This window comes from Enterobacter sp. 198, from assembly GCF_009025585.1.
GTDB lineage: Bacteria > Pseudomonadota > Gammaproteobacteria > Enterobacterales > Enterobacteriaceae > Enterobacter > Enterobacter ludwigii.
The window spans coordinates 114141-137803 of record NZ_WCIM01000019.1; the positions used below are offsets into that span (position 1 = coordinate 114141).

General features: G+C 48.9%; 25 protein-coding genes. 11 read left to right on the top strand and 14 right to left on the bottom strand.

Features of this window, described 5'->3' with window-relative positions; all coding sequences use genetic code 11:
- Window positions 1-77: 77 nt before the first annotated feature.
- Window positions 78-869, bottom strand: a complete 792-nt coding sequence (gene attM / locus F8561_RS10605; RefSeq protein ID WP_032680856.1) for an AttM family quorum-quenching N-acyl homoserine lactonase — start codon at window positions 867-869, stop codon at window positions 78-80.
- Window positions 870-1030: 161 nt separating this feature from the next.
- Here attM and F8561_RS10610 point away from each other — a divergent pair, with 161 nt between their 5' ends.
- Window positions 1031-1930 carry a LysR family transcriptional regulator gene (locus F8561_RS10610; protein WP_151887417.1) on the top strand — a complete coding sequence of 300 codons (900 nt, stop codon included), beginning with the start codon at window positions 1031-1033 and terminating at the stop codon, window positions 1928-1930.
- Window positions 1931-2090: 160 nt separating this feature from the next.
- On the opposite strand, the gene F8561_RS10615 is transcribed toward F8561_RS10610, so the two are convergent.
- Complete coding sequence (locus F8561_RS10615) at window positions 2091-2993, bottom strand: LysR family transcriptional regulator (RefSeq protein WP_151887418.1); 903 nt, start codon at window positions 2991-2993, stop codon at window positions 2091-2093.
- Window positions 2994-3091: 98 nt separating this feature from the next.
- Between F8561_RS10615 and F8561_RS10620 the strand changes: the two genes are divergently transcribed.
- Window positions 3092-3814 (top strand): SDR family oxidoreductase, encoded by a 723-nt coding sequence (locus F8561_RS10620; protein ID WP_014170418.1) that lies wholly within the window; start codon window positions 3092-3094, stop codon window positions 3812-3814.
- A 141-nt stretch (window positions 3815-3955) separates the two neighbouring features.
- Here F8561_RS10620 and F8561_RS10625 read toward each other — a convergent pair whose 3' ends face one another.
- The 3 genes from F8561_RS10625 to F8561_RS10635 form a co-directional block, all read right to left on the bottom strand.
- Entirely contained in the window at window positions 3956-4702 is a 747-nt protein-coding gene (locus F8561_RS10625) for an SDR family oxidoreductase (RefSeq protein ID WP_151887419.1), read from the bottom strand.
- 102 nt (window positions 4703-4804) lie between these two features.
- Entirely contained in the window at window positions 4805-5686 is an 882-nt protein-coding gene (locus F8561_RS10630) for a helix-turn-helix domain-containing protein (protein ID WP_151887420.1), read from the bottom strand.
- An 18-nt stretch (window positions 5687-5704) separates the two neighbouring features.
- Window positions 5705-6370, bottom strand: coding sequence for an NADPH-dependent F420 reductase (locus tag F8561_RS10635; RefSeq protein WP_151887421.1), 666 nt, complete (start codon window positions 6368-6370; stop codon window positions 5705-5707).
- A gap of 75 nt (window positions 6371-6445) precedes the next feature.
- Between F8561_RS10635 and F8561_RS10640 the strand changes: the two genes are divergently transcribed.
- Window positions 6446-7336 (top strand): LysR family transcriptional regulator, encoded by an 891-nt coding sequence (locus F8561_RS10640; protein WP_151887422.1) that lies wholly within the window; start codon window positions 6446-6448, stop codon window positions 7334-7336.
- A 46-nt stretch (window positions 7337-7382) separates the two neighbouring features.
- On the opposite strand, the gene F8561_RS10645 is transcribed toward F8561_RS10640, so the two are convergent.
- Entirely contained in the window at window positions 7383-8159 is a 777-nt protein-coding gene (locus F8561_RS10645; RefSeq protein ID WP_151887423.1) for a MipA/OmpV family protein, read from the bottom strand.
- Between the two features lie 105 nt (window positions 8160-8264).
- On the opposite strand from F8561_RS10645, the gene F8561_RS10650 reads away from it, so the two are divergent.
- Window positions 8265-8951 carry a response regulator gene (locus F8561_RS10650; protein ID WP_020882404.1) on the top strand — a complete coding sequence of 229 codons (687 nt, stop codon included), beginning with the start codon at window positions 8265-8267 and terminating at the stop codon, window positions 8949-8951.
- Window positions 8948-10150 (top strand): sensor histidine kinase, encoded by a 1203-nt coding sequence (locus F8561_RS10655; RefSeq protein ID WP_059306232.1) that lies wholly within the window; start codon window positions 8948-8950, stop codon window positions 10148-10150. Before F8561_RS10650 ends, F8561_RS10655 begins: the two co-directional genes overlap by 4 nt.
- 247 nt (window positions 10151-10397) lie before the next feature.
- On the opposite strand, the gene F8561_RS10660 is transcribed toward F8561_RS10655, so the two are convergent.
- On the bottom strand, window positions 10398-11288 hold the full coding sequence (locus F8561_RS10660) for a GNAT family N-acetyltransferase (RefSeq protein WP_151887424.1): 891 nt from the start codon (window positions 11286-11288) through the stop codon (window positions 10398-10400).
- Between the two features lie 248 nt (window positions 11289-11536).
- On the opposite strand from F8561_RS10660, the gene F8561_RS10665 reads away from it, so the two are divergent.
- The 3 genes from F8561_RS10665 to F8561_RS10675 all read left to right on the top strand — a co-directional run bounded on the left by F8561_RS10665 (window position 11537) and on the right by F8561_RS10675 (window position 14016).
- The gene (locus tag F8561_RS10665; RefSeq protein WP_025203954.1) at window positions 11537-11884 is read left to right on the top strand and encodes a MerR family transcriptional regulator; all 348 of its coding nucleotides are present in this window, start codon (window positions 11537-11539) and stop codon (window positions 11882-11884) included.
- A 37-nt stretch (window positions 11885-11921) separates the two neighbouring features.
- The gene (locus tag F8561_RS10670) at window positions 11922-12674 is read left to right on the top strand and encodes a glucose 1-dehydrogenase (RefSeq protein ID WP_151887425.1); all 753 of its coding nucleotides are present in this window, start codon (window positions 11922-11924) and stop codon (window positions 12672-12674) included.
- A 136-nt stretch (window positions 12675-12810) separates the two neighbouring features.
- Window positions 12811-14016: an NAD(P)/FAD-dependent oxidoreductase gene (locus F8561_RS10675; RefSeq protein ID WP_151887426.1), complete on the top strand. Its 1206-nt coding sequence runs from the start codon at window positions 12811-12813 to the stop codon at window positions 14014-14016.
- A gap of 39 nt (window positions 14017-14055) precedes the next feature.
- On the opposite strand, the gene F8561_RS10680 is transcribed toward F8561_RS10675, so the two are convergent.
- The gene (locus F8561_RS10680) at window positions 14056-14952 is read right to left on the bottom strand and encodes a helix-turn-helix domain-containing protein (protein ID WP_014170406.1); all 897 of its coding nucleotides are present in this window, start codon (window positions 14950-14952) and stop codon (window positions 14056-14058) included.
- A 174-nt stretch (window positions 14953-15126) separates the two neighbouring features.
- On the opposite strand from F8561_RS10680, the gene F8561_RS10685 reads away from it, so the two are divergent.
- On the top strand, window positions 15127-16068 hold the full coding sequence (locus F8561_RS10685) for an MBL fold metallo-hydrolase (RefSeq protein WP_151887427.1): 942 nt from the start codon (window positions 15127-15129) through the stop codon (window positions 16066-16068).
- 106 nt (window positions 16069-16174) lie between these two features.
- Here the strand turns inward: F8561_RS10685 and F8561_RS10690 are convergent, their stop codons facing one another.
- Window positions 16175-16942, bottom strand: a complete 768-nt coding sequence (locus F8561_RS10690) for an alpha/beta fold hydrolase (protein WP_020882412.1) — start codon at window positions 16940-16942, stop codon at window positions 16175-16177.
- 75 nt (window positions 16943-17017) lie between these two features.
- Window positions 17018-17839, bottom strand: a complete 822-nt coding sequence (locus tag F8561_RS10695) for an alpha/beta fold hydrolase (protein WP_047356786.1) — start codon at window positions 17837-17839, stop codon at window positions 17018-17020.
- Between the two features lie 140 nt (window positions 17840-17979).
- Here F8561_RS10695 and F8561_RS10700 point away from each other — a divergent pair, with 140 nt between their 5' ends.
- Window positions 17980-18459 (top strand): MarR family winged helix-turn-helix transcriptional regulator, encoded by a 480-nt coding sequence (locus F8561_RS10700; protein WP_151887428.1) that lies wholly within the window; start codon window positions 17980-17982, stop codon window positions 18457-18459.
- A 181-nt stretch (window positions 18460-18640) separates the two neighbouring features.
- Here the strand turns inward: F8561_RS10700 and F8561_RS10705 are convergent, their stop codons facing one another.
- The 4 genes from F8561_RS10705 to F8561_RS10720 form a co-directional block, all read right to left on the bottom strand.
- Complete coding sequence (locus F8561_RS10705) at window positions 18641-19789, bottom strand: MFS transporter (protein WP_040017661.1); 1149 nt, start codon at window positions 19787-19789, stop codon at window positions 18641-18643.
- A 62-nt stretch (window positions 19790-19851) separates the two neighbouring features.
- The gene (gene add, locus F8561_RS10710; RefSeq protein ID WP_040017659.1) at window positions 19852-20835 is read right to left on the bottom strand and encodes an adenosine deaminase; all 984 of its coding nucleotides are present in this window, start codon (window positions 20833-20835) and stop codon (window positions 19852-19854) included.
- A complete protein-coding gene (locus tag F8561_RS10715) occupies window positions 20825-21790 on the bottom strand; it encodes a nucleoside hydrolase (protein WP_044867516.1) in 966 nt (321 codons plus the stop codon). The genes add and F8561_RS10715 overlap by 11 nt, the downstream gene beginning before the upstream one ends.
- A gap of 303 nt (window positions 21791-22093) precedes the next feature.
- Complete coding sequence (locus F8561_RS10720; RefSeq protein ID WP_020882419.1) at window positions 22094-22759, bottom strand: Crp/Fnr family transcriptional regulator; 666 nt, start codon at window positions 22757-22759, stop codon at window positions 22094-22096.
- A gap of 254 nt (window positions 22760-23013) precedes the next feature.
- Between F8561_RS10720 and F8561_RS10725 the strand changes: the two genes are divergently transcribed.
- Entirely contained in the window at window positions 23014-23547 is a 534-nt protein-coding gene (locus tag F8561_RS10725; RefSeq protein WP_151887429.1) for an HD family hydrolase, read from the top strand.
- Window positions 23548-23663 lie beyond the last annotated feature (116 nt).

Below are 23663 nucleotides of genomic sequence, written 5' to 3' on the forward strand. Positions count from 1 at the left end.
AGGCTTGCCTCTGCGCTAAGCATAAATGACCAGGGTATCGCCTCAGGGAAGAGGTATAGTCACTATCACCGTTCGTATCAGTTATAGCCTTCCGTCTTCATCGCATAATGCGGCCAGATATCAGGATCGTGCCCGGGAATAATTTCCGCATTATGCATCTGGGTAACCACTCTTAGTTTTGCCACCGATCGTGCCACCTCACTGGCCGATGTCATCAAGCCAGGCAGAGCTTTATCCTGAAAATGGTCAAGCGTATAGGCAGCATCTATCGCCAGGGTGAACGATTTTCCACTCGGCAGGGAGACGACAAAAGATTGATGACCCGGGGAGTGGCCTGGCGTGTAAATGATTTTCAGAACGCCGTCGCGATACAGATCAAAACCGTCATCGGCATCTCCTGCCAGAAACTGCCATTTGAGACCTTCGCGATGAAAATCTTTCCGACAGTAGGCCCCGGCGGTAAACCAGTCCGGTGAAAAGGCATAGTCGTACTCAGCACGCTGCACAAGATGAGTGGCTTCAGGAAAGCGGCCAATCGCACCGGTATGGTCAGAATGGAGGTGGGAGAGTAAAACATAACGCACCGATTCTGGCCTTATTCCGAGCTTCGCCAGTTGTCTTCTACAGCCCTGGTTTGTATCCATGATGGGGTGATACTGGTCAACAGTCGGTCCCCAGTAGGCGCGGGGATCCTTCAGCCCTTCCACCGCAAGACCACCGTCAATAACAACATTCCCCTGCGGATGCGTCAGTAAAAACCAGGGGACAGGTATAATGTAGTCGGAGCCTTCGCCCTGATTCATCCTGATATCGTGATATTTACAACGCTGATAGCCCGACTGGAACATATAAAGCCTGATATCTGACATGCTTCTTTTCCCGTAAAAAATGAAATGTTCTGTACGCCATAGCTAGAACAGCCGTGGACGCACAGATTTTCATTAACAGAAGGGCCTGGCAGTAGAGGGGCGGGACCACTTTCATTTATCGGTTTTACCAATATAATCGGTGAATGGATTTACTTACGGCAATGCGTATTTTCATTCGGGTGGTTGAGCGCGGAAGCATGTCTGCCGCTGCGCGCGATCTCGGCATCGGACAGCCGGCGGTCAGTGAAAGGATAGAGCGTCTGGAAGCTCATCTTAATACCCGCCTGCTGCGACGTCACACGCGCCGAATGTCTCTCACCAATAGCGGGACGCTGTTCTATGAACGGAGCAAAAGCGCCGTTGCAGCGGCTGACCATGCGCTGGCAATCGTGGATAATGGTGAAGCAATTAGTGGAACCCTGCGCATTGCCGCACCCTATGGAGCCGGGGAAGAGTTACTTATGCCCGCCCTGCTTAAACTGCAATTGGCCTATCCGGGCATAAACATAGATCTGGTGCTCAGTGACAGAGTGACGGACCCGGTCACCGAAGGTGTGGATATCTCGCTACGTCTTGGTGAGGCGGGGGAAGGATATTATGTTGCCCGCCCGTTGGGGAAAATTGAGCGGTTGCTGGTGGCCTCTCCCGAATATTTGCAGCGTTATGATATGCCCCGTACACCGGGTGAGCTCGCCCGACATGCGTTTGCTCGTGTTTCGGGCCTGTTTATGAATAACCATGTGACGCTGATCGCGCCTGACAACGCGTTACTCACCGTCCCTGTGAGAATAACATTCACTTCCAGCCACTGGCGGCCGTTACGTACTGTGCTTCTGGCAGGAAGGGCAATCGGGGTATTGCAGTCTCCGGTTTGCCGACAGGAGATTGCCGACGGGCATCTCGTACCTGTGTTACCCGACTACATTGTTCCTTCATTCCCTGCATATCTACTTTATCCCCCGGCTAATATCATCTCCGCTGAAACACGAGCATGTGTCGCTTTCCTTGAAAACGAACTTCGCACAAGCCTTACGCGCTCGGTAACAAAAGGGCAGCTATAGTTCTCAAACTCGAATACGAGGCTGTTAAATAAACGGTTGAACAAAATTTCTTGCCTGCCTGAGGTACACCCGGTTAATGGCTTGCCCAGTCGAGCATGCGTCATTCGCTGCCTCGGCACGGCAACTCTCCGGAAGCTAAATATTCTGCGCGGGTTTGAAACTACTGCAGTGACGTCTTCCCCCACTGCCTGACGTGTTCAATCAGAGCCCGCAGCTTGGGGGCCATATTTCGACGTTGCGGGAAGTACAGATAAAACCCAGGAAAAGACGGAAGAAAATCATCCAGTAATGAAACAAGCTGTCCTTTTTCAATAAATGGCCTGAATGTTTCATAGGTTGCAAAGGTAATTCCTCCCCCCGCAAGCGCGAGCCTGAGCATGAGACGGAGATCGTTGGTGGTAATATGCGGTTCAACCGCCACGTCGAAAGGTCTTCCCGCTTCCTCAAATTCCCAGCGATAGGGCGCGACGTCTGGCGATGGGCGCCAGCCGATACAGCGATGGCGGATAAGCTCTCGCGGATGGCGCGGTGCGCTGTGGGCCGCCAGATACGTTGGTGATGCCACCACCACTTCCCGTTGCTGTCCCGTCAGAGGGACAGCAATCATGTCTTTTTCGATCACGTCACCGAGCCTTACGCCGGCATCATAGCCCGCTGCCACAATATCAAATTCGTCATCCGACACGACAATATCGATGGTGACGGCAGGGTTAGCGGCTGCAAATGACGCGAGCAGAGGGCCTGAAAGAAATTCTTCTGCAATTGAGGTGACAGCAATTTTCAGATGCCCTCGCGGCCCGTTGTCAGAGAGAACGTCTTCGCACGCCGCGTCAATCGTTGATAGCGGTACGGACAACGATTTTCGCAGCCGCTCTCCCGCTTCAGTCAGGTTTACCGAACGCGTGGTGCGCATGACAAGCAGGGTCCCGAACGTATCCTCCAGGCGTCTGATCCCCTGGCTGACCGCCGATCGTGTCACGCCAAGACGTTCGGCGGCAGCGCTGAAGCTACGTTCCTCCGCGACAGCCAGAAACAGAGGTAAAAGATTAAGGTCAATTTTCATTGTTTAGGTTTGCTAACCAGTGTGTACACCAGTGGCAGGATACACGAAACAATACCCTCGTTCTATTATCCCTCTGAACTCAACTGAAGGAGTAAATCATGGATAAAGTCATCTTGATCACCGGTGCATCCAGCGGTATCGGAGAGGGTATTGCACGAGAGCTTGGCAATGCAGGCGCGAAGTTGTTACTTGGGGCACGCAGGAAAGATCGTATAGAAGCCATCGCTGCAGAAATCCGCAGTACAGGCGGGCATGCTGAAGCCTGCGAGCTGGATGTCACAAATCGCCAGTCGATGTCTGATTTCGTGCAGGCGGCACTGACTACGTGGGGGCGTATTGACGTTCTGATCAACAACGCGGGAATAATGCCCCTTTCTCCGCTGGCAGCGGGTAAATATGATGAATGGGAACGTACCATCGATGTGAATATCAAGGGCGTACTATGGGGGATTGGCGCCGTGCTTCCCACCATGGAAGCGCAGGGCTCCGGTCAGATAATCAATATTGGCTCTATCGGTGCTCTCTCTGTGGTGCCGACAGCTGCCGTCTATTGCGCCACAAAGTTCGCCGTTCGGGCGATTTCAGATGGCTTGCGACAGGAAAGTGCCAGCATCCGTGTCACCTGCGTCAACCCCGGTGTGGTGGAAAGCGAACTTGCCTCGACCATTACTCATCCGGAAACGCAGGCGGCAATGGAGGTATACCGTTCCATTGCACTCCAGCCGGCTGATATTGCCCGCGCTGTTCGGCAAGTGATTGAAGCGCCTGAAAATGTTGATACAACAGAAATCACGATTCGACCTACCGCGTCTGCGAACTGAACTGGCTAACGCATATGCATCACGAAAGCTGCCTGTAAGGCAGCTTTTTTTGTCGCGTCACAGAGTGCAGGGTGAAAATTGTATGTGTATTGAAAAGGTCATAACGCGGGCCAGACAACCGGTTTGGCCCGCATGACAAACTTACCACTGCTGCTCTGTGGGCATGATGAACAATTCTGCCACGTCGACATGGTCCGGCGCGCGCAGCACATAAAGGATGGAATCAGCAATATCCTCTGACTTCAGGAACGTCATGTGTTCCTTCAGGTTTTCCATCTGTGCACGGTAGTTTTCGTCAGTAATGTGCTCGAATAATTCACTTTCAACCGCGCCTGGCTGAAGTGAGGTTACGCGAATATTGTATTGAGACGAAAGCTCCATGCGTAATACATCTGAAAATGCGGCTACCGCATGTTTCGTCGCGCAATATACCCCGAGTCCAGCGAACGTTTTTCTGCCCGCAATCGAGGACGTATTGATGATATGCCCTGACTTTTGCGCTTGCATCACAGGGAGTACCGCGGCAACCGTGTTCATTAAGCCCTTGATATTGACATCAACCATACGATGCCACTCCTCCAGTTTGAGACTGGCGATGTTTGAAATGGGCATGAGTCCGGCATTGTTGAAGGCGATATCAATGTGGCCATAGGCGTCGTGCAGTTTCTTCACGCCGTCGAAGACTGACGCCTGGTCAGTCACATCCATTTCCAGCGCAATGGCTTCTCCGCCGAAGGTCTTGATTTCTGACACCAGCGCCTTGAGACGATCCCGGCGGCGGGCCGCGAGTCCCACTTTGACCCCCTCTCTGGCCAATTTAATGGCGGTGGCTGCGCCGATACCGCTTGATGCACCGGTCACGATGGCTGATTTACCGTTGAGTTCCATGATTGATCCTCTTATGCGTTTGTTTCAGCGCTTCAGCAAAGAACATCTGAAGTTCGGGTCAATCATGTCTGCAAAAGGCACTCTCTTCGCGCGGTGGTTTGCTCACACTGTCGGTGTTTTGCTACGCATATTTTCGTGGCGATATTGGGAGGGCGAAATACCGGTGTGCTTGCGGAATATGGCAGCAAAATGGCTGGGGCTGTTGTAGCCCACGGTCAGGGCAATGCTGATCATCGAATCCTCTGTCTCGGACAACAGGCGGCGCGCCGCTTCCATTCGCAAGCGGATAAAATAATGGGAAGGCGAAAGCCCGGTAGACTGTTTAAAGACCCGGCTGAAATGGAATTCGCTAAGCTCGGCAAGGCCAGCCAGACGTGCTAAGTCAAAGGGGGGAGCCAGCTCTTCATGCATCGCCTTAAATACCCGGTGTAATTTATATGCCTGCAACCCGCCGTGGTGTCGCTTTGCCGATGTCCGGTAAGCACGGGAGAGATGTACGGCAAGGGCTTGAGCGATACCCTGGATGTAAGGTCCACTGGGTGGGTGCTGAAAATAAAGCTCTGCGCGCATAAGTTCCAGCAGGGCTGACAGTGTTTCATCGCGTTCGCCCGACACTTCCCGCAGCTCAATACCCTGCATCATGGACACACCAATATAGACGTGCATAACGATGAAAGGGCTGTCTGGCTCGGCTTGCCATCTCATCTCTGTCGGAGAGGTGTCGGTCGTGAGAAAAAAATCACCTGCGGTAACGTGGTTTTCTGACCACTCTCCGCCCAGAGGCCGTTCTTCAACGACGGCCCGCCCAGAGAGTATCCAGACAATAAAAGGCTCTGGCACGGCCGGGATAATAACGTTGTCCTGTCTCTGCCGGCGCGCCAGAATTTGAATGAAGACATCCCGGGAAGATTGTGCCCGATGTTCCTTGAGCAATTCGCCCGGAATGTACGCTTCGAATGATTCAGCGGAAGTACGTTGAGCCATATTTGTCAATAACGTCTCTTAAGCCAGTTTCACAAGGTTTAGCGCGGGAAGGGGACCACCCGGGAATTGTTGCAGATATCCCCCAATCTCAAGACTCCCTAAGTCTATACTGGCGAAGCCCATTCGGGTGGCTAATTCCTCAACGTCCGCTTTTGCATCAGCGTGGTCACCGGACATAAAGACCACGCGGCGCCCGCCAGATTGGGACGGATCTTGCGCAAGAACGTTTGCCAGAAGCGTGTTGAAGGCTTTGACGACCCGGGCTCCCGCTGCCCATTCTGCAACGCGCTGGGATGAGTTTTTACCCCCCAGATCTGCAAGGGTGAAGCCCGGCAAAAGTACCGGGTTAGTCGCGTCAATCAGAATACGCCCCTCCCAGTTCACCCCACTTAATGCGGCCTCGGTTCTGTTCCAGTTGGTGCTTATAAAAACGATTTCGGCTTCGACAGCCTGTTGTACCGTTCCGGCGCGAGCTTTGTCGCCCAATGCCTCAACCACTTCAGCCAGGCTGTCCGGGCCACGACTGTTACTGAGGATGACATTCACGCCTGCGTTGACCAGCTGGTGGGCAAAGGCTTGTCCGATGGCGCCTGCACCAATAATGCCGACAGTATTTGTTTTCATAGTTTGTTTCCTTAAATGAACAGATGCGTTGATGTGTTTGGCTACGTTGCTTAAGAACATGAAAGGAGAATAGTGCTCACCGATCTATCTGTGTAGCCTATATCATTAGATGGTATACATCTAAAGGGGCGATACATGCTGGATGGTATGTCGATTGATCAACTGCGTACTTTCATTGCTGCGGTTGATGAAGGCAGTTTCTCGGCCGCAGGTCGCAAACTTCGCCGGGCGCAGTCCGTCGTTAGCGCTACGCTGGCAAATCTGGAATCTCAGGTAGGCTTTCCTTTATTTGTGCGAACGGGACGTTACCCGAAACTGACGGAGGCGGGGGCAGCCTTACTGGAGGCCGCACGCCATACGCTTGCGGGAATGGACGCGTTTAAGGCTAAGGCGCGTATCCTGGCAGAAGGCCTGGAACCCGAACTCGCCGTGTCTGTGGATGTGATGTTTCCGATAGAGATCCTGACCGCAGTCGTGAAGGAATTTCATCTGGCCTTTCCCGGCACACCGTTGCGTCTTTATGTTGAGGCGCTGGGCGCGGTACTTCAGCCATTGCTGGCCGGCAACTGTCGGGTCGCGATTATCGGCTCGCTACCGGATGTTCCGACCGGGTGTGCCTCTGAGTTCCTGCTCAGTGTTCCTGCCGTGGCTGTGGTCTCACCCGATCATCCTTTGGCTAAAATGGCTGGCCCAATTCTTCGGCCGGTTATGGAGAACGCTGTGCAGCTTGTATTGGCTGACCGCTCATCACTCACGGCGGGTCGCAACTTTGGTGTGATGTCGGCTAAGACGTGGCGTTTGGGTGACATGGGGGCAAAACATGCATTCTTGCGTGCGGGCCTCGGTTGGGGTTATATGCCTTTGCCTATGGTTGAGGACGATCTTGCTAATGGCAGACTGGTTATCCTGAACCTGGAGATGCAGCCCGATGTTGGCCCTGGTTTTTCCATGCATGCGGTACATATGACGCAATATCCTCCAGGGCCAGCCGGACGCTGGTTTATTAATAAACTTAAAACGCAATAAACCAGGTTATCTGGCGGTCAGAGCACCAGATAACCGATATCCTGCATCAGAATGTATAAAATGCCCCGACGGTAAAGAGAAGATATTCATCCTTTTGCACAATGGGGCTGCTGCTTACACGGTCTGCAAGCGTGATATACCCTAAATCCGCATAGCCGGACCAGTTATCATTAAATGTGTGTTGCCAGTTAATATCGTAATTCACACTGTTTAATCCGCTACCCGCGTTGAAAGACCTATATCCGGAATGGGTACTCTGATTTTCATTCACCCCAAACCAGGTATTATTATACCGTGCGTCGCCGTATTTTCTTTCGGTACTGATTACCAGAATATCTGTGTCGTTAGCAAAAAGAACGACATTAAGTTTAATTTTATATTGCATTCCCTGGCTATCAGTCAGCGGTGCCGTAATATTTCCCTCAAAGCCTATCCAGGGTGCCATCCACCATCCTGCCGTGGTGGTGGTATTCATTACGGTATTAATCTTACCCATACCTTTAAGTTTATCAGAGCCTTCCTGAAGCCAGGCGTTTCCGCTATCCGTGCGGCCAAGGGAATACCCCAGAGCTTGCCCCAGGTAAACGCCATTACTGAACTGATGGGAATAGACGATACCTTTGTCAGTATTGACGGACCAGTCATCGTAAGTCCATCCGAAATACGGCAGCGTATTGACATCATATTTATTCGAGCCGGTATATTCAGGCGCATATTGTGAACCCACGCCAATCGTGACATAAGATGCTTTTTTATCTGATGATGCCTGTGAAGCGAACGATGCTGCGATGAGTGTTACTAAGGCGATTTTTATTTCCTTCATAAAACTTCCTGAATGAATTATGCTTATATCTATGAATTGCGGAGTATGCGGGCGGTCAATCAATATTCCTGCAAGATTTAATCAAGATTCCATCAAGGTGCGAATGTGAAACGTGTTTTAATTATTGAAGACGATTTGGATGCCGCGAATGTGCTTGAGGCTTACCTTAAGCGCGATCAGTTTCAGACCTCTTCGGCCAGCAGCGGTAACCGGGGGCTCGAACTGGCATTCAGCTGGAAGCCCGACATTATTTTGCTGGATGTGATGTTGCCCGGCATGAGCGGGAACGATGTTCTGCTGGCCCTGCGCCGGCGCAGTGATATTCCCGTGATTATGATCACCGCCATCCGCGACGGCAGCGACAAAATCAGCGCCCTGCGATTTGGCGCGGATGACTATGTGGTGAAGCCCTATAACCCGGGTGAGGTGGTCGCCAGAGTCCATGCTGTACTCCGTCGTTATTCCGGCGAGCGCAGCAGCACGCTTATTGAGTACCGGGGACTGCAGGCAGATACAGAGTCCATGACGGTAAGCGTTGAGAGCGAGAACGGGCAACGGACAGCGCTGGATTTAACGCCGACGGAACTGCTGCTGCTGATGACATTTCTTAAGTCACCGAATAAGGCTTTCACCCGTCAGGCGCTTCTTGAAGCGTGTCTCCCAGAAAGTGAAGCCCTGGAGCGCGTTGTGGACACGCATATCTATAACTTGCGAAAAAAACTCGAGTCAGCGGGGCAGACTGATTTGCTGATAAACGTAAGAGGGATCGGTTACCGATTTGCAAATGCATGAAAAAGTTTACGTTATCTCCACGAGGCGAACCGAGTACGCTGTGGAACTGGATATGCAAGCGGCTGATATCTCTGGCAGTCGGAAGTATTATTCTTATCGCCTTTTTTATGTGGGTGCGATTTTTTGTTGAAAACAAATGGCACGCCTACCGGATGCCAGAGGCCGTCAGGGCTGAACTCTCAGTTCTGAGCAAGCACCCTGAACAGAACATCAACCGCTATCATGAAATTATCGACACCTGGTATGGGCTGTCCTACTCAGATCCGACGATGGGGATTAAGGACTGGGTGATTCTTGGCATCCTGGTTCTGATATTCATACCGATTATTTTTATGCTTACGCTGAAAACAGCGCGACCCATTTCCCATCATATTAGCCGGCTTGCCGGTGCGGCACGGTCTGTTGCTGAAGGCGGGTTTGGGACCCGCGTGCCCGTGCCGGACAATCTGCCGCTTGAATTGCGTAGCCTCAGCGAGAACTTTAACGGGATGTCGATGCAGCTGGAACGCTACGAGAAAGATTTGAAAAAATCGCATGTGATCATGGCACATGAATTGCGCTCGCCGCTGACGGCTGCCATCGGTCGCCTGCAGGGCATTATGGATGGCGTATTTGAACCCAGTCAGGCCCAGTTGAACATGATTATGCAGCAGATGAATGATTTAAACAGACTGGTTGACGATCTGCATCTGTTAAAACTGGCTGATGCCAACCAGCTGAATTTGAGCCTGGTATCAACCAGCCTGGACCAGATAATCCGTGAGAAAGTGGCATGGACGATGCCTTCAGCCCAAAGGGTGGGAGTGAACATTATCTACCATGAGGGGGAATCTGTGACCTGTCGGGTTGATCCGTACCGGATAGGCCAGGTCTTTTTGATCCTGATGGACAATGCGCTGCGCTACGCTGCGGAAGGGGGCATCCTGGATATTCGTTATCATGTCAGCGATAAAAAGGTATCCGTTATTTTCCGCGACAACGGTCCGGCAGTCCCGGACGCACTGCTTGAAACCATATTTTCACCGTTTGTGCGTGAGGAGCAGTCCCGTTCACGACATACCGGTGGATCCGGGCTTGGGCTCTCTATTGCCCGAGCGATATGCGAGGCGCATCGCGGTACTGTCTTTGCAGAACGGAATGCCAGCGGAGGGCTATCGTTCACGATGACGATACCGCTAAGCGAAAAGGGACAGCATTGACGGTTCCTTAACAAAGGGTGAACTGAATCTTGTAAAAATTGAGTTTAAATACATGGTAAACGGGGGTTTACCATGTCACCTGAATTACTTCTCTCTCTGCTTTCTGCCTTTCGTAAAATGGTACGATGTGGGTGTTTTTTACTGTACATCGCACCGGTGATTGTCATATTTCAGGTTATCATTATTGTTTTATTGGATGCGCCGAAAGGAGATAAATAATTGTTGAGGGCAGGGCGGCGAATACCGTTCAAAGAACCAGTGATTTACCTGTGGGCCGGGTTTCGGCCCAAAGCAGTTTATAGTCCCATTTTTTATCATACAATCCGATTGAAAATTGCATTGCCTTATTTTCATTGCGACACACTTCTCGTGCATCAACAATATTTTTCCACATGAGCAGACTTCCTGGGCTGAATGCGGTGATCGACGGGTCAATCCCTCCGTTAGGAACATCAAAATACAGGCTTTTTTCACTACGGGCACACAGTACGAGATCTATCGCAACGGGGGCACCTTCAAAGAAGAGTACATTGCCGGTGACCATATGTGGCAGGGCGGTTAACAGTTCAGTGATATTTTTCCTGTTATAGCATCTGACGCTGTCAGCAAAACGCAGCCTGAAAAGATGCACGTAAATATCAGCAATATCCGCCGGTGACATCTCTCTGAGCGGTATGCATTCTCCGCCCGCAGCCAGCATTTTTTTTAGCTCCCCGTTTCTTTTTTTCACCGTTTTACCTGAGAAAGACGTTTTAATCAGGCAAACCTTACGTTTTTCACGAAAAGCATAAGTGGCATTTATTATATTCCCACGCAGCGATGAAGACAGCCGGTTTGTTTTTACTGGCAGAACGATTTTTTGATCGGCAGCCATGGGGATAATAATTTCATCATAAGATACCGGGTAATCGCGCCAGACATTCAGGCCGAAGGTATTTTCATCACTGGTAAAGTACGCTGCGGTGACCTCGCCATCGCGTCGGTAATGCCAGAATGCGAAATCTTTTTCCTTCTTCTGCATAAAGAAATTGATAATGTCGGGGTGAGTATTAACACTGCCGCCGTACTTATAATAAGCCGCCTGGTAATGCGTGAAGTTTGAACGTTCCCATCTAAAAAGCGAATGTCTGAAGCCCATTATTGTTTCTCCTTGCAATCTCATCAGAGGGCGCTGTCAGCGCCGGGCAGTTCTGTCTGAACAGGCTGATTATCCCGACTGTTAATCAATAAACGGTCAAGGCAAAATCAAGATTGCTGCAATCTCCGTTGGCGGAGTTAATTTTGCCTGTCTCATGAAATATCTGCTTACATTCCAGCTAGCGCTATGCTCTTTACATTGACACTAGTGTCAATGTTGTAGAGTGCATCTATGACGAGGAGAAAGGTATGCGACCATCTGAACTGGCGGCGCTCACTGGCGTCAGCACCCGAGTGCTAAGACATTATGAAGCTAAAGGACTGATTGTTTCTCAGCGGTTGGACAACGGTTATCGGAATTACGACGCAAAAGACGTCGAGAAAGTGAGATGGATAACCTCGCTTTTAAAATGTGGGTTCAGTACCCGACAGATTGCAGAGCTGGAAAAGTTTTCTCAGGTAAGTGACATGGATGATGCGCGTTTTATCCAGTGTCTGGCGCAGCACAGAGAAAAACTTCGGGCACTGGACACGCTTATCGAATTACTTAATGAACGCAGAAATACACTTGCCACGCGTATTCACGCCTACGAGTGATCGCTCTGTCTGAGCAGTAATAACAGGAAACATCATCATGAAACAGTTAGACAATAAAGTCGCGTTAATTACCGGTGGCAGTAGCGGTATCGGGCTGGCCACGGCCAAACGGTTTATTGAAGAAGGCGCAAAGGTGATTATCACTGGCAGGAATGCAGAAACCCTGCAGCAGGCGATGAATGAACTCGGTGACGATAATGCACTGTCAATACAACACGATAACAGTGACATACGAAGTCATGAAAACCTCTTTCGCATTATTAATGAAAAGTACGGCAAGCTGGATGTGATGTTTGCAAATGCCGGCGTTATTGTGCTTTCCGATTTCCCGGCTTCCTCCGAAGATGATTTTAATACCCAGTTTGATATCAACGTAAAAGGGACGTTTTTCGCCGTGCAACAGGCCCTCCCGTTAATGTCCGACGGTGGCTCGATAATATTAACGTCCTCCATTGCGCATTATAAAGGGTTCGATGGCCACAATATCTATGCCGCCTCAAAAGCCGCGCTGCGATCTTTTGCCCGCAGCTGGACGACCGACCTTAAAGGCCGTGGGATCCGCGTGAATTGTCTTAGCCCAGGACCCGTCGCCACACCGATTATCAGTAAAATGGGCGTTTCCCTGAGCGATCGCGAGATTTTTGACGCCAGCATCGCAAGTCGTATTCCGTTAGGTCGATTAGGCAAGCCTGACGAGGTTGCCGCGGCAGCGCTGTTTCTTGCATCGGATGAAAGCAGTTTTATTTCGGGTATCGACCTGTCTGTCGATGGCGGGATGGGACAAATTTAGCGACGCGTGCAGCGCTGATAAAAAAACATCAAATTTGATTAAAGCACATCAATTTTGCTAGAGCAGGCAGGTTTGACTTTCACTACTCTTGGTGCGGTAACGACATTTTCATCATCCGCTGTTAACAGGTATCGCTATGAAAAAACGTATTATTATTGCCGGTTCGGGTTTTGCAGGTATGTGGGCCGCCATTTCAGCAGCAAGGCTGGTACATAGGGAAAAGGCAAATGATCGGATTGAGATTTTTTTGGTTTCTCCGGAACCTGCATTAACCATTCGTCCAAGATTGTATGAAGCCGTACTTGAAAATATGGCACCCTCTATTCTGCATGTTCTTGAGGCTGCGGGTGTGCACTATATTGCCGGTTATGTCACCGATATTGATGCAGAAAATAAAACTATCTCGGTAAAAAAAGAGAGTGGCGAAACCTCGGTTAATTTTGACAGTTTTGTGCTGGCCACCGGAAGCCAGGCATTTCACCCAGATCTGCCGGGGATCACGGAATACAGTTTTGACGTGAACTCATTGAATGCTGCTCATGAACTGGAGCAACACCTCATGTCGTTAGCTTCAGAGCCTGATTCTCCCGCACGAAATACTGTTGTTGTCGCCGGTGGGGGCCTGACCGGGCTTGAGACCGCCACTGAAATGCCGGAACGCCTCAGAGACCTCTTGGGTTCGGAGCACCATTTGCAGGTTATTATTGTGGACAGTTCGAACAAAATTGGTCAGGCGATGGGCGAGGATGCCTGTGAGATCATCAATCAGGCGCTGGCCAGTAATGGCGTGACAGTACGAACGGGCGTCAGAGTGCGCGCAATCAACGCTGAGGGGGTGATGCTTTCGGACGATGAATTTATCCCCAGCAAAACGGTGATATGGACGGCGGGAATGCGGGCCAGCGCGTTAGCCGGGCTCATCCCGGGCGACCACGATAATCTGGGCCGTGTTATAGGGGATGCGTATCTGCGGGCACCTGGCGCCAGGGGTATCTTCGTTACCGGCGATACCGTTAAAGTCCCTACGGATGATGAAGGTAATTATAACGTCATGTCCTGCCAGCATGCGATGAGCCTGGGGCGCGTCGCCGGTCATAACGCGGCAGCAGAAATACTGGGATTACCGCTGCATCCTTACAGCCAGCCAAAATATGTTACCTGTCTTGATCTGGGCAAATGGGGGGCGGTCTACACGGAAGGCTGGGATCATCAGGTTATGTACCAGGGCATTGAAGCGAAAAAAATAAAGCAGGAAATTAATACTCAGTGGATTTATCCGCCAGAACCCGACAGAGAGAAAATGTTTTCTGTTGCTAACCCTGATTATATTATTGTTCCGTAACAGGGCATCTCTGTTGATGCTGCCTGGCGGCTGGCAGCATCAACGCGTGTTCTTTTTTTCACGCCATTGACCGGGGGTCAAGCCTGTTATTTTTCTGAAGGCCTGGGTAAATGCATTTTGCGAGCCATAGCCGCTTTCAATGGCAATTTCTGTAATCAGTTTATCGGTGTGTTGTAACTCGTGGAAAGCGCGTTCCATTACGCGCTGCTTAAGCCACCCGTACGGGGTTAAGCCGGTACTGTTTTTAAAGGCACGGCAGAAATGAGCTGAGGAAACTCCCAGCTCAAGAGCCAGTGATTTAATCGTGACATCCCCTATGGGGCTGTTATCCAGTTTTTCCAGCGCCATTTTTAATGCGCGCGAAGACAATACTCCTTGCGACTGACCTGCGGCTGTCAGCGTGTTGGAGTGGTTTTTTATTAACTGTAATATTAATGACAGTGTTAAGTGCTCGCAGAGCAGTTGGTTAATTTTGTTATTGTCCGAAATGATTTCCGCAACGGCCAGCGTAATTTTTGATGCCGTCTCATCAAAATGCGCTGTGCGTAAGAGTAACTCTGCAGTGGGTATCTCCATTTGATTCAGAAGATCGGCGAAAATATTATCAGGAATATATAAATGCATAACATCTACAAGACCAGCAATATCCCAGCGAGATGTACTTCCCTGAGGAATTGTCGTGATGGCGCCTTTCCGGATCGTGTTTTTAACGATTTTATTTTCTGTTTTTCGCTCAACACGCTGCATATGTCCAACGTGAGCAATAATCACATGTTGATCGAGTGGCGGGATAGTTTCATGCAATGGCCCATGCGGCCAGTGATAACAGCGAATTTGCAGCGCATCTCCACTGTCTATGCCTAATTCAGGTCGGTTCTTTAATACCTGAGCCATTTTATGAACGGCATCGTCAAGAGGAATGTCATGATTTTTCATGAGTATACCTGTTAATAACAGTGGGCATCATTAGAGTATAGCGATGTTTTAACCCTGTTTCATTGTGTTCTGTCTGCATGTTTATTTTTGATGATGGGAAATAACAGAGGGGAAAAAGTCATTTCTACGGTGTGTATACCCTTAAATCGATTAATTATGTTGTCTGGAGGAAATATGGCGATATCTAAGAATGATGCAGCGTCGTTAGCACCTGTTAATGGTACCTCGCATGGGGAAGCCGTTTATGAAAAGGTGCCATCACGTTATGCACTACAGGTCGGTAAGATTGATGTTCTGGTGATCAGTGACGGCGTGTTGTCATTACCTGGACCCATGTTGGGTCATAACGCGGAGGCCTCCGAACGTACCCACTGGTTTGAAGATAAGTTTCTGCCTGCCGATTTTCTCGACTGGGCATTAAATGTGGTTCTCGTGCGTAGCGGGGAGCGGACGATCCTGGTTGATGCAGGAATGGGGGAGGCTTTCCCTGATTTACCCCGCGCCGGTCGAACGGTTAACCGCCTGGCGTCAGCGGGGATAGATCTTGCCAGCGTCACGGATGTGATTATCACGCATCTGCACATGGATCACGTTGGTGGGCTGCTTATTGAGGGTGTGAAAGCGCGCATGCGGTCAGACCTTCGCATTCATGTCGCTGCTGCTGAGGTGGAATTTTGGCGTGACCCCGATTTTTCACAGGTTTCCATGCCGCCTGGTTTCCCGGAAGCATTGCGCCAAACCGCTACCCAATTTTTGCAAGCGTACCAGACTCAATTGCATACATTCGAAGAGGAATACGAGGTTGCTCCCGGCGTGCGTGTCGTTCGTACAGGCGGGCATACTCCCGGACACAGCGTGGTAAGGCTGGCCTCTGAGGGGGAACGACTCACCTTTGCCGGCGATGCTATTTTCCAGGTTGGGTTTGAACATCCTGACTGGTTCAATGGTTTCGACCATTATCCCGAAGAAGCGGCACAGATTCGCATTCGTCTGTTGCAGGAACTGGTAGATAACAGGGAGTCATTGATCGCTACTCATCTCTCATTCCCGTCTGTCTGCCATGTTGCTGTCGACGGCGATACGTTCCGTTGCATTCCGGGTCCCTGGGATTATTAAGAATACCGCTGACGTCATTTTCACGGATACCGGCAGGAACATAAGAGGCATTACTTATACGGCCATCCCTCAGACGAGGGATGGCGTTCAGGGGGGAGAGCGATGTTTACTTCGCCGCTTCCTCAATAAGTGTGGCAACGTCCTGCGGATGAGAAACCATCACGACATGGGATGCGCCCTTGATCACCACGGTGTGTTTTGATCCCGCGCGTTCAGCCATGAATCGCAAACCCTGGGCGGGGATATTTTTGTCGCCGTCACCGTAAATGAAGTAAGAGGGCAGTTTTTTCCAGGCAGGTGCCCCTGACTTTTCAGTTAAAGCCGCTTCGGTAATCGGTCTTTGCCCTGCGGCCATCAGCGCCGCCTCTTTAGCAGAAACGTCATGCGCGAATTGCTGGTGGAACTTCGCCTGGTCGATGGAGAGATCGACGCTACCATCAGCCAGCTTCACCGGTGCGGCGAGCGCCTGGCCAAGCGTGCCGCCAGGGAATTTTCCGGCCAGGTCGGCCGCCGCTTCACCGGCATCCGGAGCAAATGCGGCGACATACACCAGCGATTTCACATTGTTTGTATCACGGGCCGCGTTCGTAATGACCTGGCCACCATAGGAATGGCCGACAAGGACGACCGGCCCCTTAATATTGTTCACCACGGAAGAGACGTAAGCCGCATCAGTCGAAACACTGCGCAGCGGATTCGCCGCAGCGACGACGTTATACCCGTCCTTTTGCAGGATTTGGGTAACGCCATTCCAGCTAGAAGAGTCGGCAAAGGCACCATGAACCAGGACAACAGTCGGCTTAGCGGTTTCTGCGATAGCGCTGGCAGACAGCAAAACGGTGGCAACGGCAAGGGAGGCAGCAAATTTGGACATGATCGTTCCTCTTTTCAATTCAGTTTACAGGCTATGCATATGATGGTTGCGGCCTGTCTGGAACAGGCCACCTTGTTAGCTGCGAATAAAGGCCAGTACGTCAGCGTTAAAGCGATCGGCTTCTGTCTCCGCCAGTCCATGTGAACCGCCGGCATATATCGTCAGCGTCGCATTCGCGACGATCTCAGCGGCGCGGTGTGCAGATGCCTTAATGGGGACAATCTGGTCGTCGTCGCCATGAATAATCAGGGTAGGGCGATCAATCTGTTGCAGGTCGTGTGTGTAATCGACTTCAGAGAACTCATGGATGCAGTCATATTGCCCCTTAATACCGCCCTGCAGGCCGATTCTGCGGAAGTTTTCCCGCAACCCGTCATTGGTGGGGACATGGTCACGGTTGAAGCCATAGAACGGAACCGTCAGGTCGAAGAAAAACTGTGAGCGGTTTTTGGCCGTGCCTTCGCGGATGGCATCAAACACCTCCATCGGGGTGCCGTCAGGATTGGCATCCGTCCGGAGCATCAGAGGAGGGACAGCGCCGACCAGAACGACTTTAGCCACACGTGAGGTACCATGACGACCGATATAATGTGCAACTTCGCCGCCCCCTGTTGAGTGACCCACTAAAATCAGATCCTTCAGATCCAGCGCCTCAATCAGCTCAGCGAGATCGTCCGCATACTGATCCATATTGTTGCCGTGGAAAGTCTGGTCCGAACGCCCGTGGCTGCGACGGTCGTGTGCGATGACCCGGAAACCCTTCTGGCTGAAAAACAGCATCTGCTGATCCCAGGCATCAGACGATAACGGCCATCCGTGAGCGAAGAGGATAGGCTGACCTGAACCCCAGTCTTTGTAGAAAATGCCTGTTCCGTCTGTGGTGGTGAAAGTTGTCATTTCGTTCTCCTGTCATGTGTTGTGCTATTAGTTTGCGTGCGACTTGTTTGTGTGCAAATGAATATGGCAGCCCTTTTTGCCTTTGTCAATCGCTTGCAATTAAATCGTATGCAAATTATTTTAGGGGGACTGGAGGACATATGACTAAACACACTACTTCCGAGGATTCCCTGCCCGATGTGCACGGTATGCTCTGTTTCTCTCTTTACTCAGCGGGACATGCTTTTACCCAGCTCTATCGTCCCATGCTCGATAAGCTTGGCCTGACCTATCCCCAGTATCTGGTAATGGTCACCTTGTGGAATCAGGATGGGCGAACAGTGAAGGAACTGAGTGGAATTCTTTTTCTTGAGTCCAGCACGCTGACCCCTTTACTGAAGCGGCTGGAGACTGCGAGGTTGATCACCCGGACACGCAATCCGAAGGATGAGCGCGAAGTGCTTATCCACCTAACGGAGAAGGGTGAGGCGCTGAAAAGCGAGACCAGCACTATCACGCGCTGTATCGTGGATACCCTTGGCATGGATGCCGACATCATTGCTGACATCAAAGCATCAGTTGATAAGATCCGTGACAAGATCCACCGTGCGCAGAAACCGGACGCCGATGACCTATCCTGATTGAGGCTGATTCGGGTTCCTGATAAGTGTACGTCTGGTGACTGACAAGACAGGTACCGGGGAGTTACTTTGCTTTAACTGCCGGGGTGGGCGGGTGCAATGTCCGCTGCGCCCCGAAGCGACTCTTCAACAGCGTTCATGCACTGCTGTAAAGAATATTGACTTACCCATTGTTGTTTATTCACTGGCGGTTCAGTTTTGGCAATAACACAAAAAGCAAAAATGACAGTAAGAACATGGCGGTGACTGACATGGCAAGAGGGGTGAGCCCACCCGTAATAAAATGTCCAGTTATGAGTGACCCCAGCGCAGTCGTTATGAAGGTGAGGAAAATCATAAGCGCAGATCCTCTGGCATCATTACTGCCTGCAGAAACGATACCCCTGTAGAAGGCGACGGGGCCCCTTAACCCCAGCGCAAAACCCATTGGCGTAAAGAGTATGGTCATAACAAAAGCCCGGCTTCCGTTCAGGAAACCATATCCCGATAGCGCGAAGGCGCTGAGCAATGCCATAAGCGTGCCGGCAAGAATTACTTTTTCATGGCTAAAACGTTCAGCCAACCCCGGAGAAATGTTGGCGGCGATGATGTAACCTCCTACGTTCAACATTTGCATAAGGATGAAGTCATTCAGGTTCCCGCCCATGGAAAGGATAATGACGCTTGGTGCTCCGAATACGAACGTTATCAGACCGCCAACGGCCAAAGCCTGGCTCAATGCATAGCGAAGATAAACAGCATTTTTCAATAATTGTACGTACGTTCCAGGCGTGTGCTGGCCTGGGTTTCGTTCTGGTCCCTTTGCAAACCTTATCATTACAGCTAAAGCCATCGTCAGTACGCCCAGAGAGATAAACGTGATTCTCCAGTTAAAGAACTGCAGGATAAGTGTACCTACTACAGGGGCTATCGCCGGAACTAATGCCTGTATGCTCCCTAACAATCCAATTGCCCGGGCTGCCTTCCGATGAGGAAACAAACCTCTAATAAATCCAGGGATGAAAACTGATGCTGCAGCAGAAGCCATCCCTTGTATAAATCGTAATATTAAAAGAAGTGTTATTTCTGGAGCATACGCGCAACCAAAAGAAGTTAGTGAAAATAAAAGTAGCGCAAAGAAGAGCATCCTGATTTTGCTGAAGCGATCGGCCAGGTTACCAAATAGTAATAAACCACAGGCATTACCTGCTACATATATGGAGAGTATCCTTTGTGATATCTCCGATGAGATATTAAAGACTGTAGCAAAAAGTGGAATAGCAGGCAAAACCATATCGGTGCCGGCGGCGGTAGACATCGCACAGAGTATTAGATACAAAAATGTGGTCATGTTATTTCATATTCGATGTAATGAGCGCTCATGCCTGTTGTTTAAATGTATGTCTAGGATTATCACCCCGTAAGATTGGCTTTGAGTTGTTTCTTCAGCGGTAGCGAGGCAAAACATGCGTCAATAGCATTGATATTGCAAACCAGAAATTCTTCTGTGTCCCATCCAAAAACATGATGTAATAGTTGATATTCTTTATCCAGTGAGGTGTTGGCAACGGTTCTGGCATCAGTATTAATGCTTAATGAAATGCCTTCACGAAAAAGCGCATTAACAGGGTGCTCTTCAATGGAAGGATAAATATTACAGACAATGTTACAACCCGGGCAAATCTCCAGATGGATATGCTCTTCAAGCAACCGATCTAGTGTCGCTCTGTCAGCAATGCTTCTGACGCCATGTCCGATGCGAGAAACTTTCAGTTTATTAAGCGTTTCATTTACGCTGACGAAATCCTTAGCCTCTCCTGCATGTGCGATACAGTTGCCTCCATGCTGGCGTACATAATTAAACGCCTCAACATGGTTATCCAGCGGGTAGCGGGCTTCATCAGCTGCAAGGTCAAGCGCGACAACCCCATAATGCAGGTATTTTGTCACCAGTCTTGCCGTCTCAAGGCTCTGTTCTGCCGTAAAATGACGCAGTGTACATAATATTAAATTGGCTTTGATATCAAAAATATGGCTATTTATCTGCATGGCATCCAGGACGGTTTCAATGACCTCTTCAGCCGTAAGATATTGATTAAGATGTAAGAGTGGCGCAAAGCGTAACTCAGCATAAATTACCCCATCAGCATGGAGTTGATCAAACATGTCTTCGACGGCCTGACGTAATGCAGTGTGGGTTTGTAATAAGCTCAGCTGCGGAGAAATTCTTCTTAAAAAATCTCCCAGGTCAGTACATTGACTCGGTGCGATAAAATTCGACTGAAATACTTTAAGATTCAGTGCAGGCATCAGCATTTTTGCGCAATGATAGCTAATACACGTATCCAAATGAACGTGAAGCTCAATTTTCGGAATCCTTCGGGAATTAAAATGCATCTAAAGTTCCTCTATACATCATTGCGGAGTCTGCGAGTAACGAGAATAATTTCTCTTTGAACATACCACTTTTTATTTTAAGTATAATTCTGGCATTGGGTGCTTTCCCTGTAAGGTTTGTCGCATCGATAACATAATGTCCATACGATGACTCACATTTGTACTCCACCCAGGAATAACGGGAAAACGCCTCCTCAACAATATCAGGAAAAAGCGCTACTGCCATGGTGGTGGGGTCTGGCAAATCAAAACCCTTGCGTACCGTTCGGCCTGCATTAAACTCCATCAAGGATTTGTTGCATCTTACGGCGAACTGACCCAAGGGGCTCAGTTGATTGAGGTATGCTATATCATCTTCATTAATGAAAGCTTCTCCCATGCCTATTTCCCACCCAACGACTGTCATAGGGAGCCCTGATTGCATCACTATATTAGCGGCTTCCGCATCAACAAAAAAATTGAACTCAGCCAGAGGCGTGATATTTCCCGAAGTAAGGCCGGCACCGCCCATGATATAAACATGTTTAATTTTTTTCGCAAGCGTTGGTTCCTTCAGTACTGCCATTGCCAGATTAGTCAGAGGTCCCAGGGTAACGATCTCAAGTTCACCTTTGAATTTTTCTGCATAAAGAAGAATCGCATCTACCGCATGAAGTGATTCCGACTTTAGGGTGGTGGGGGGATTTTCCATATTACCCATACCATCTTTGCCATGAATATGGTGAGAAGTGAAGTGGGTTTTAAAAAGCGGCTTTGTCATTCCGGAAAATACAGGAGGAGCATATGTTCCGGCTTTTTCAATACTCACTAATGCGTTTTGAACACACTGTTCGATCTCACAGTTACCAACGACTACTGTTATTGCTTCAACCCTAACGGTACGCTCTCTGAGTGCCATCACAATAGCGACTGCGTCATCAGAAGCGGTATCAGTATCAATAAGTAATTTTCTCATAGTATTTCTCTCAGTAAGGAAGCTTGTCACGAGATAAGATGACGAACAATGCATCCAAAAAAAAGGACATCTATCTCTTTTTAGTGGACATGCCAGTCGGTCTCGCTTCAATAACGATTAGTATTCTGAGCGCTAACTTCGCTAAGATATTTGTGAAAAAATAGTGTGCCATAGTTTTTATATATGGTTAGTGCTTTTATAAAATAAAAACTTGTGATTAAAAAAGGCTTCATATAAATGAACCATCTTCCGATGGCGTTGAAAGCGGCTGTGGTAGAATGTGGTGCGAAGGTTATTTGCAGATTACTCTGGCTTTAATAATTCACTGTCTTTCACTATAATCGTTTTATTCTTGAGTTCTATGATTTGATTTTCTTGTAACTCTGCTAAAACTCGATTGAGATGTCTCACCGAAATGGAAAGAAATGATGCGACCAATTCTCTTCGCTCAAGCCTGATAACGGAACCATGTTTATTATATTCATTCATGAGGTAATTTGACACTCTCTGTAATGAACTTAAACACATAGTGGTTTTTAATTGAGAAGAGATGAATAATTTATTTGCAAGTTGTTGGCAAAGAAAACGAAGAAAAACTGGCTCATTTAATCCAATAGTATTTATATAGTTAAGTGAAAAATAAACTATCGTTGACGTCTTAAGGATCTTTACTGTACTCAGATTTCTGCTGGTGCTATCATGTTGGAAAATTTCAATGGCACCAATCACAGAGAGAGGTTCTTCTATACAAAAAGTAATATCTTTACCATCTTTAGATAAATGCTCTATTTGTACCTTACCTTTAATTAAACAGTAAACTCCCGATGGGGAATCTCCTTGGTGGAGTAAAATCTCTCCCTTATTAAAAATCAGTAATTTAGCTCTGCTGAGTATGTCATCTGGTAAAATGAATTTAAGTTTAGAGTTCAGAATGTCAGAATGTGATAAATCTATTTGTAATGATTTCATAAAGGTGACTCAACGCTTTGTTTGTGAATTATTATAGATTGTGCATGAAATAATCTCAAGTCATATGCCTGGCATCCCCAGGTTAACCTGTCAGCGATGATATTTCTGGCGCATCTATACCATTTTCTCAAATCGTCATCAACTCTTATAATAAAACTCCTTTCGAAAAAAGGACATGCGTCCTTTTTTTTCGATAAAGCGTTTTTTATACTCCAGGTAAATGATCTGAGAGTTATTTTATTTGGGGCGGTTTTATGCATTCAGCAACCACTATCGTTACTTTTAGCGGCAAGAAAATTGATTTTCTTAATCTCAGTGTAAATGATATAGATATAATTGATATCGCTAAGGGCTTGTCAAATGAATGCCGTTTTGGTGGGCAATGCGAAAGTTTCTATTCAGTGGCTCAGCATTCCGTTCTGGTAAGTTATTTAACGCCAGTGCATTTGGCTCTGGAAGGGCTTCTTCATGATGCCACCGAGGCTTACATAAAAGATTTCCCTTCTCCTTTAAAAAAATGTATGCCGCAGTATATAAGCCTTGAGAAAGAAATTGAGTCATTGATCAGAGTGAAATTTAATATTTCCTCCTGTAAAGCCTCAGAAGTTAAGCATGCTGATCGGATCATGCTCGCTACTGAAGCGAGGGATCTGGGTATGGAAAAGGTATTAGACTATCCTTCCCTGCGAGATATATCACCATCGGTTATAATTAAAGTCGTTCCGATGCTACCGAAAGCTGCATTTAGTGCATTTCTTGAGAGATTCGCCGAATTAATAGAGCGTTAAGATGTTAGTCTGCGAATTCACATATAATCACGTGAATTTTTGCTGCGAGGGAGATTGACTTCACCATTAAAAATCTGAAGAAGAGATTTTTGATGTTGTTTTTTTATCTTCATCTG

Coding starts and splice junctions, on each gene's coding strand:
- attM (WP_032680856.1), bottom strand. CDS start 869: ATGTCAGATATCAGGCTTTATATGTTCCAGTCGGGCTATCAGCGTTGT.
- F8561_RS10610 (WP_151887417.1), top strand. CDS start 1,031: ATGCGTATTTTCATTCGGGTGGTTGAGCGCGGAAGCATGTCTGCCGCT.
- F8561_RS10615 (WP_151887418.1), bottom strand. CDS start 2,993: ATGAAAATTGACCTTAATCTTTTACCTCTGTTTCTGGCTGTCGCGGAG.
- F8561_RS10620 (WP_014170418.1), top strand. CDS start 3,092: ATGGATAAAGTCATCTTGATCACCGGTGCATCCAGCGGTATCGGAGAG.
- F8561_RS10625 (WP_151887419.1), bottom strand. CDS start 4,702: ATGGAACTCAACGGTAAATCAGCCATCGTGACCGGTGCATCAAGCGGT.
- F8561_RS10630 (WP_151887420.1), bottom strand. CDS start 5,686: ATGGCTCAACGTACTTCCGCTGAATCATTCGAAGCGTACATTCCGGGC.
- F8561_RS10635 (WP_151887421.1), bottom strand. CDS start 6,370: ATGTTCTTAAGCAACGTAGCCAAACACATCAACGCATCTGTTCATTTA.
- F8561_RS10640 (WP_151887422.1), top strand. CDS start 6,446: ATGCTGGATGGTATGTCGATTGATCAACTGCGTACTTTCATTGCTGCG.
- F8561_RS10645 (WP_151887423.1), bottom strand. CDS start 8,159: ATGAAGGAAATAAAAATCGCCTTAGTAACACTCATCGCAGCATCGTTC.
- F8561_RS10655 (WP_059306232.1), top strand. CDS start 8,948: ATGAAAAAGTTTACGTTATCTCCACGAGGCGAACCGAGTACGCTGTGG.
- F8561_RS10660 (WP_151887424.1), bottom strand. CDS start 11,288: ATGGGCTTCAGACATTCGCTTTTTAGATGGGAACGTTCAAACTTCACG.
- F8561_RS10665 (WP_025203954.1), top strand. CDS start 11,537: ATGCGACCATCTGAACTGGCGGCGCTCACTGGCGTCAGCACCCGAGTG.
- F8561_RS10670 (WP_151887425.1), top strand. CDS start 11,922: ATGAAACAGTTAGACAATAAAGTCGCGTTAATTACCGGTGGCAGTAGC.
- F8561_RS10675 (WP_151887426.1), top strand. CDS start 12,811: ATGAAAAAACGTATTATTATTGCCGGTTCGGGTTTTGCAGGTATGTGG.
- F8561_RS10680 (WP_014170406.1), bottom strand. CDS start 14,952: ATGAAAAATCATGACATTCCTCTTGACGATGCCGTTCATAAAATGGCT.
- F8561_RS10685 (WP_151887427.1), top strand. CDS start 15,127: ATGGCGATATCTAAGAATGATGCAGCGTCGTTAGCACCTGTTAATGGT.
- F8561_RS10690 (WP_020882412.1), bottom strand. CDS start 16,942: ATGTCCAAATTTGCTGCCTCCCTTGCCGTTGCCACCGTTTTGCTGTCT.
- F8561_RS10695 (WP_047356786.1), bottom strand. CDS start 17,839: ATGACAACTTTCACCACCACAGACGGAACAGGCATTTTCTACAAAGAC.
- F8561_RS10700 (WP_151887428.1), top strand. CDS start 17,980: ATGACTAAACACACTACTTCCGAGGATTCCCTGCCCGATGTGCACGGT.
- F8561_RS10705 (WP_040017661.1), bottom strand. CDS start 19,789: ATGACCACATTTTTGTATCTAATACTCTGTGCGATGTCTACCGCCGCC.
- add (WP_040017659.1), bottom strand. CDS start 20,835: ATGCATTTTAATTCCCGAAGGATTCCGAAAATTGAGCTTCACGTTCAT.
- F8561_RS10715 (WP_044867516.1), bottom strand. CDS start 21,790: ATGAGAAAATTACTTATTGATACTGATACCGCTTCTGATGACGCAGTC.
- F8561_RS10720 (WP_020882419.1), bottom strand. CDS start 22,759: ATGAAATCATTACAAATAGATTTATCACATTCTGACATTCTGAACTCT.
- F8561_RS10725 (WP_151887429.1), top strand. CDS start 23,014: ATGCATTCAGCAACCACTATCGTTACTTTTAGCGGCAAGAAAATTGAT.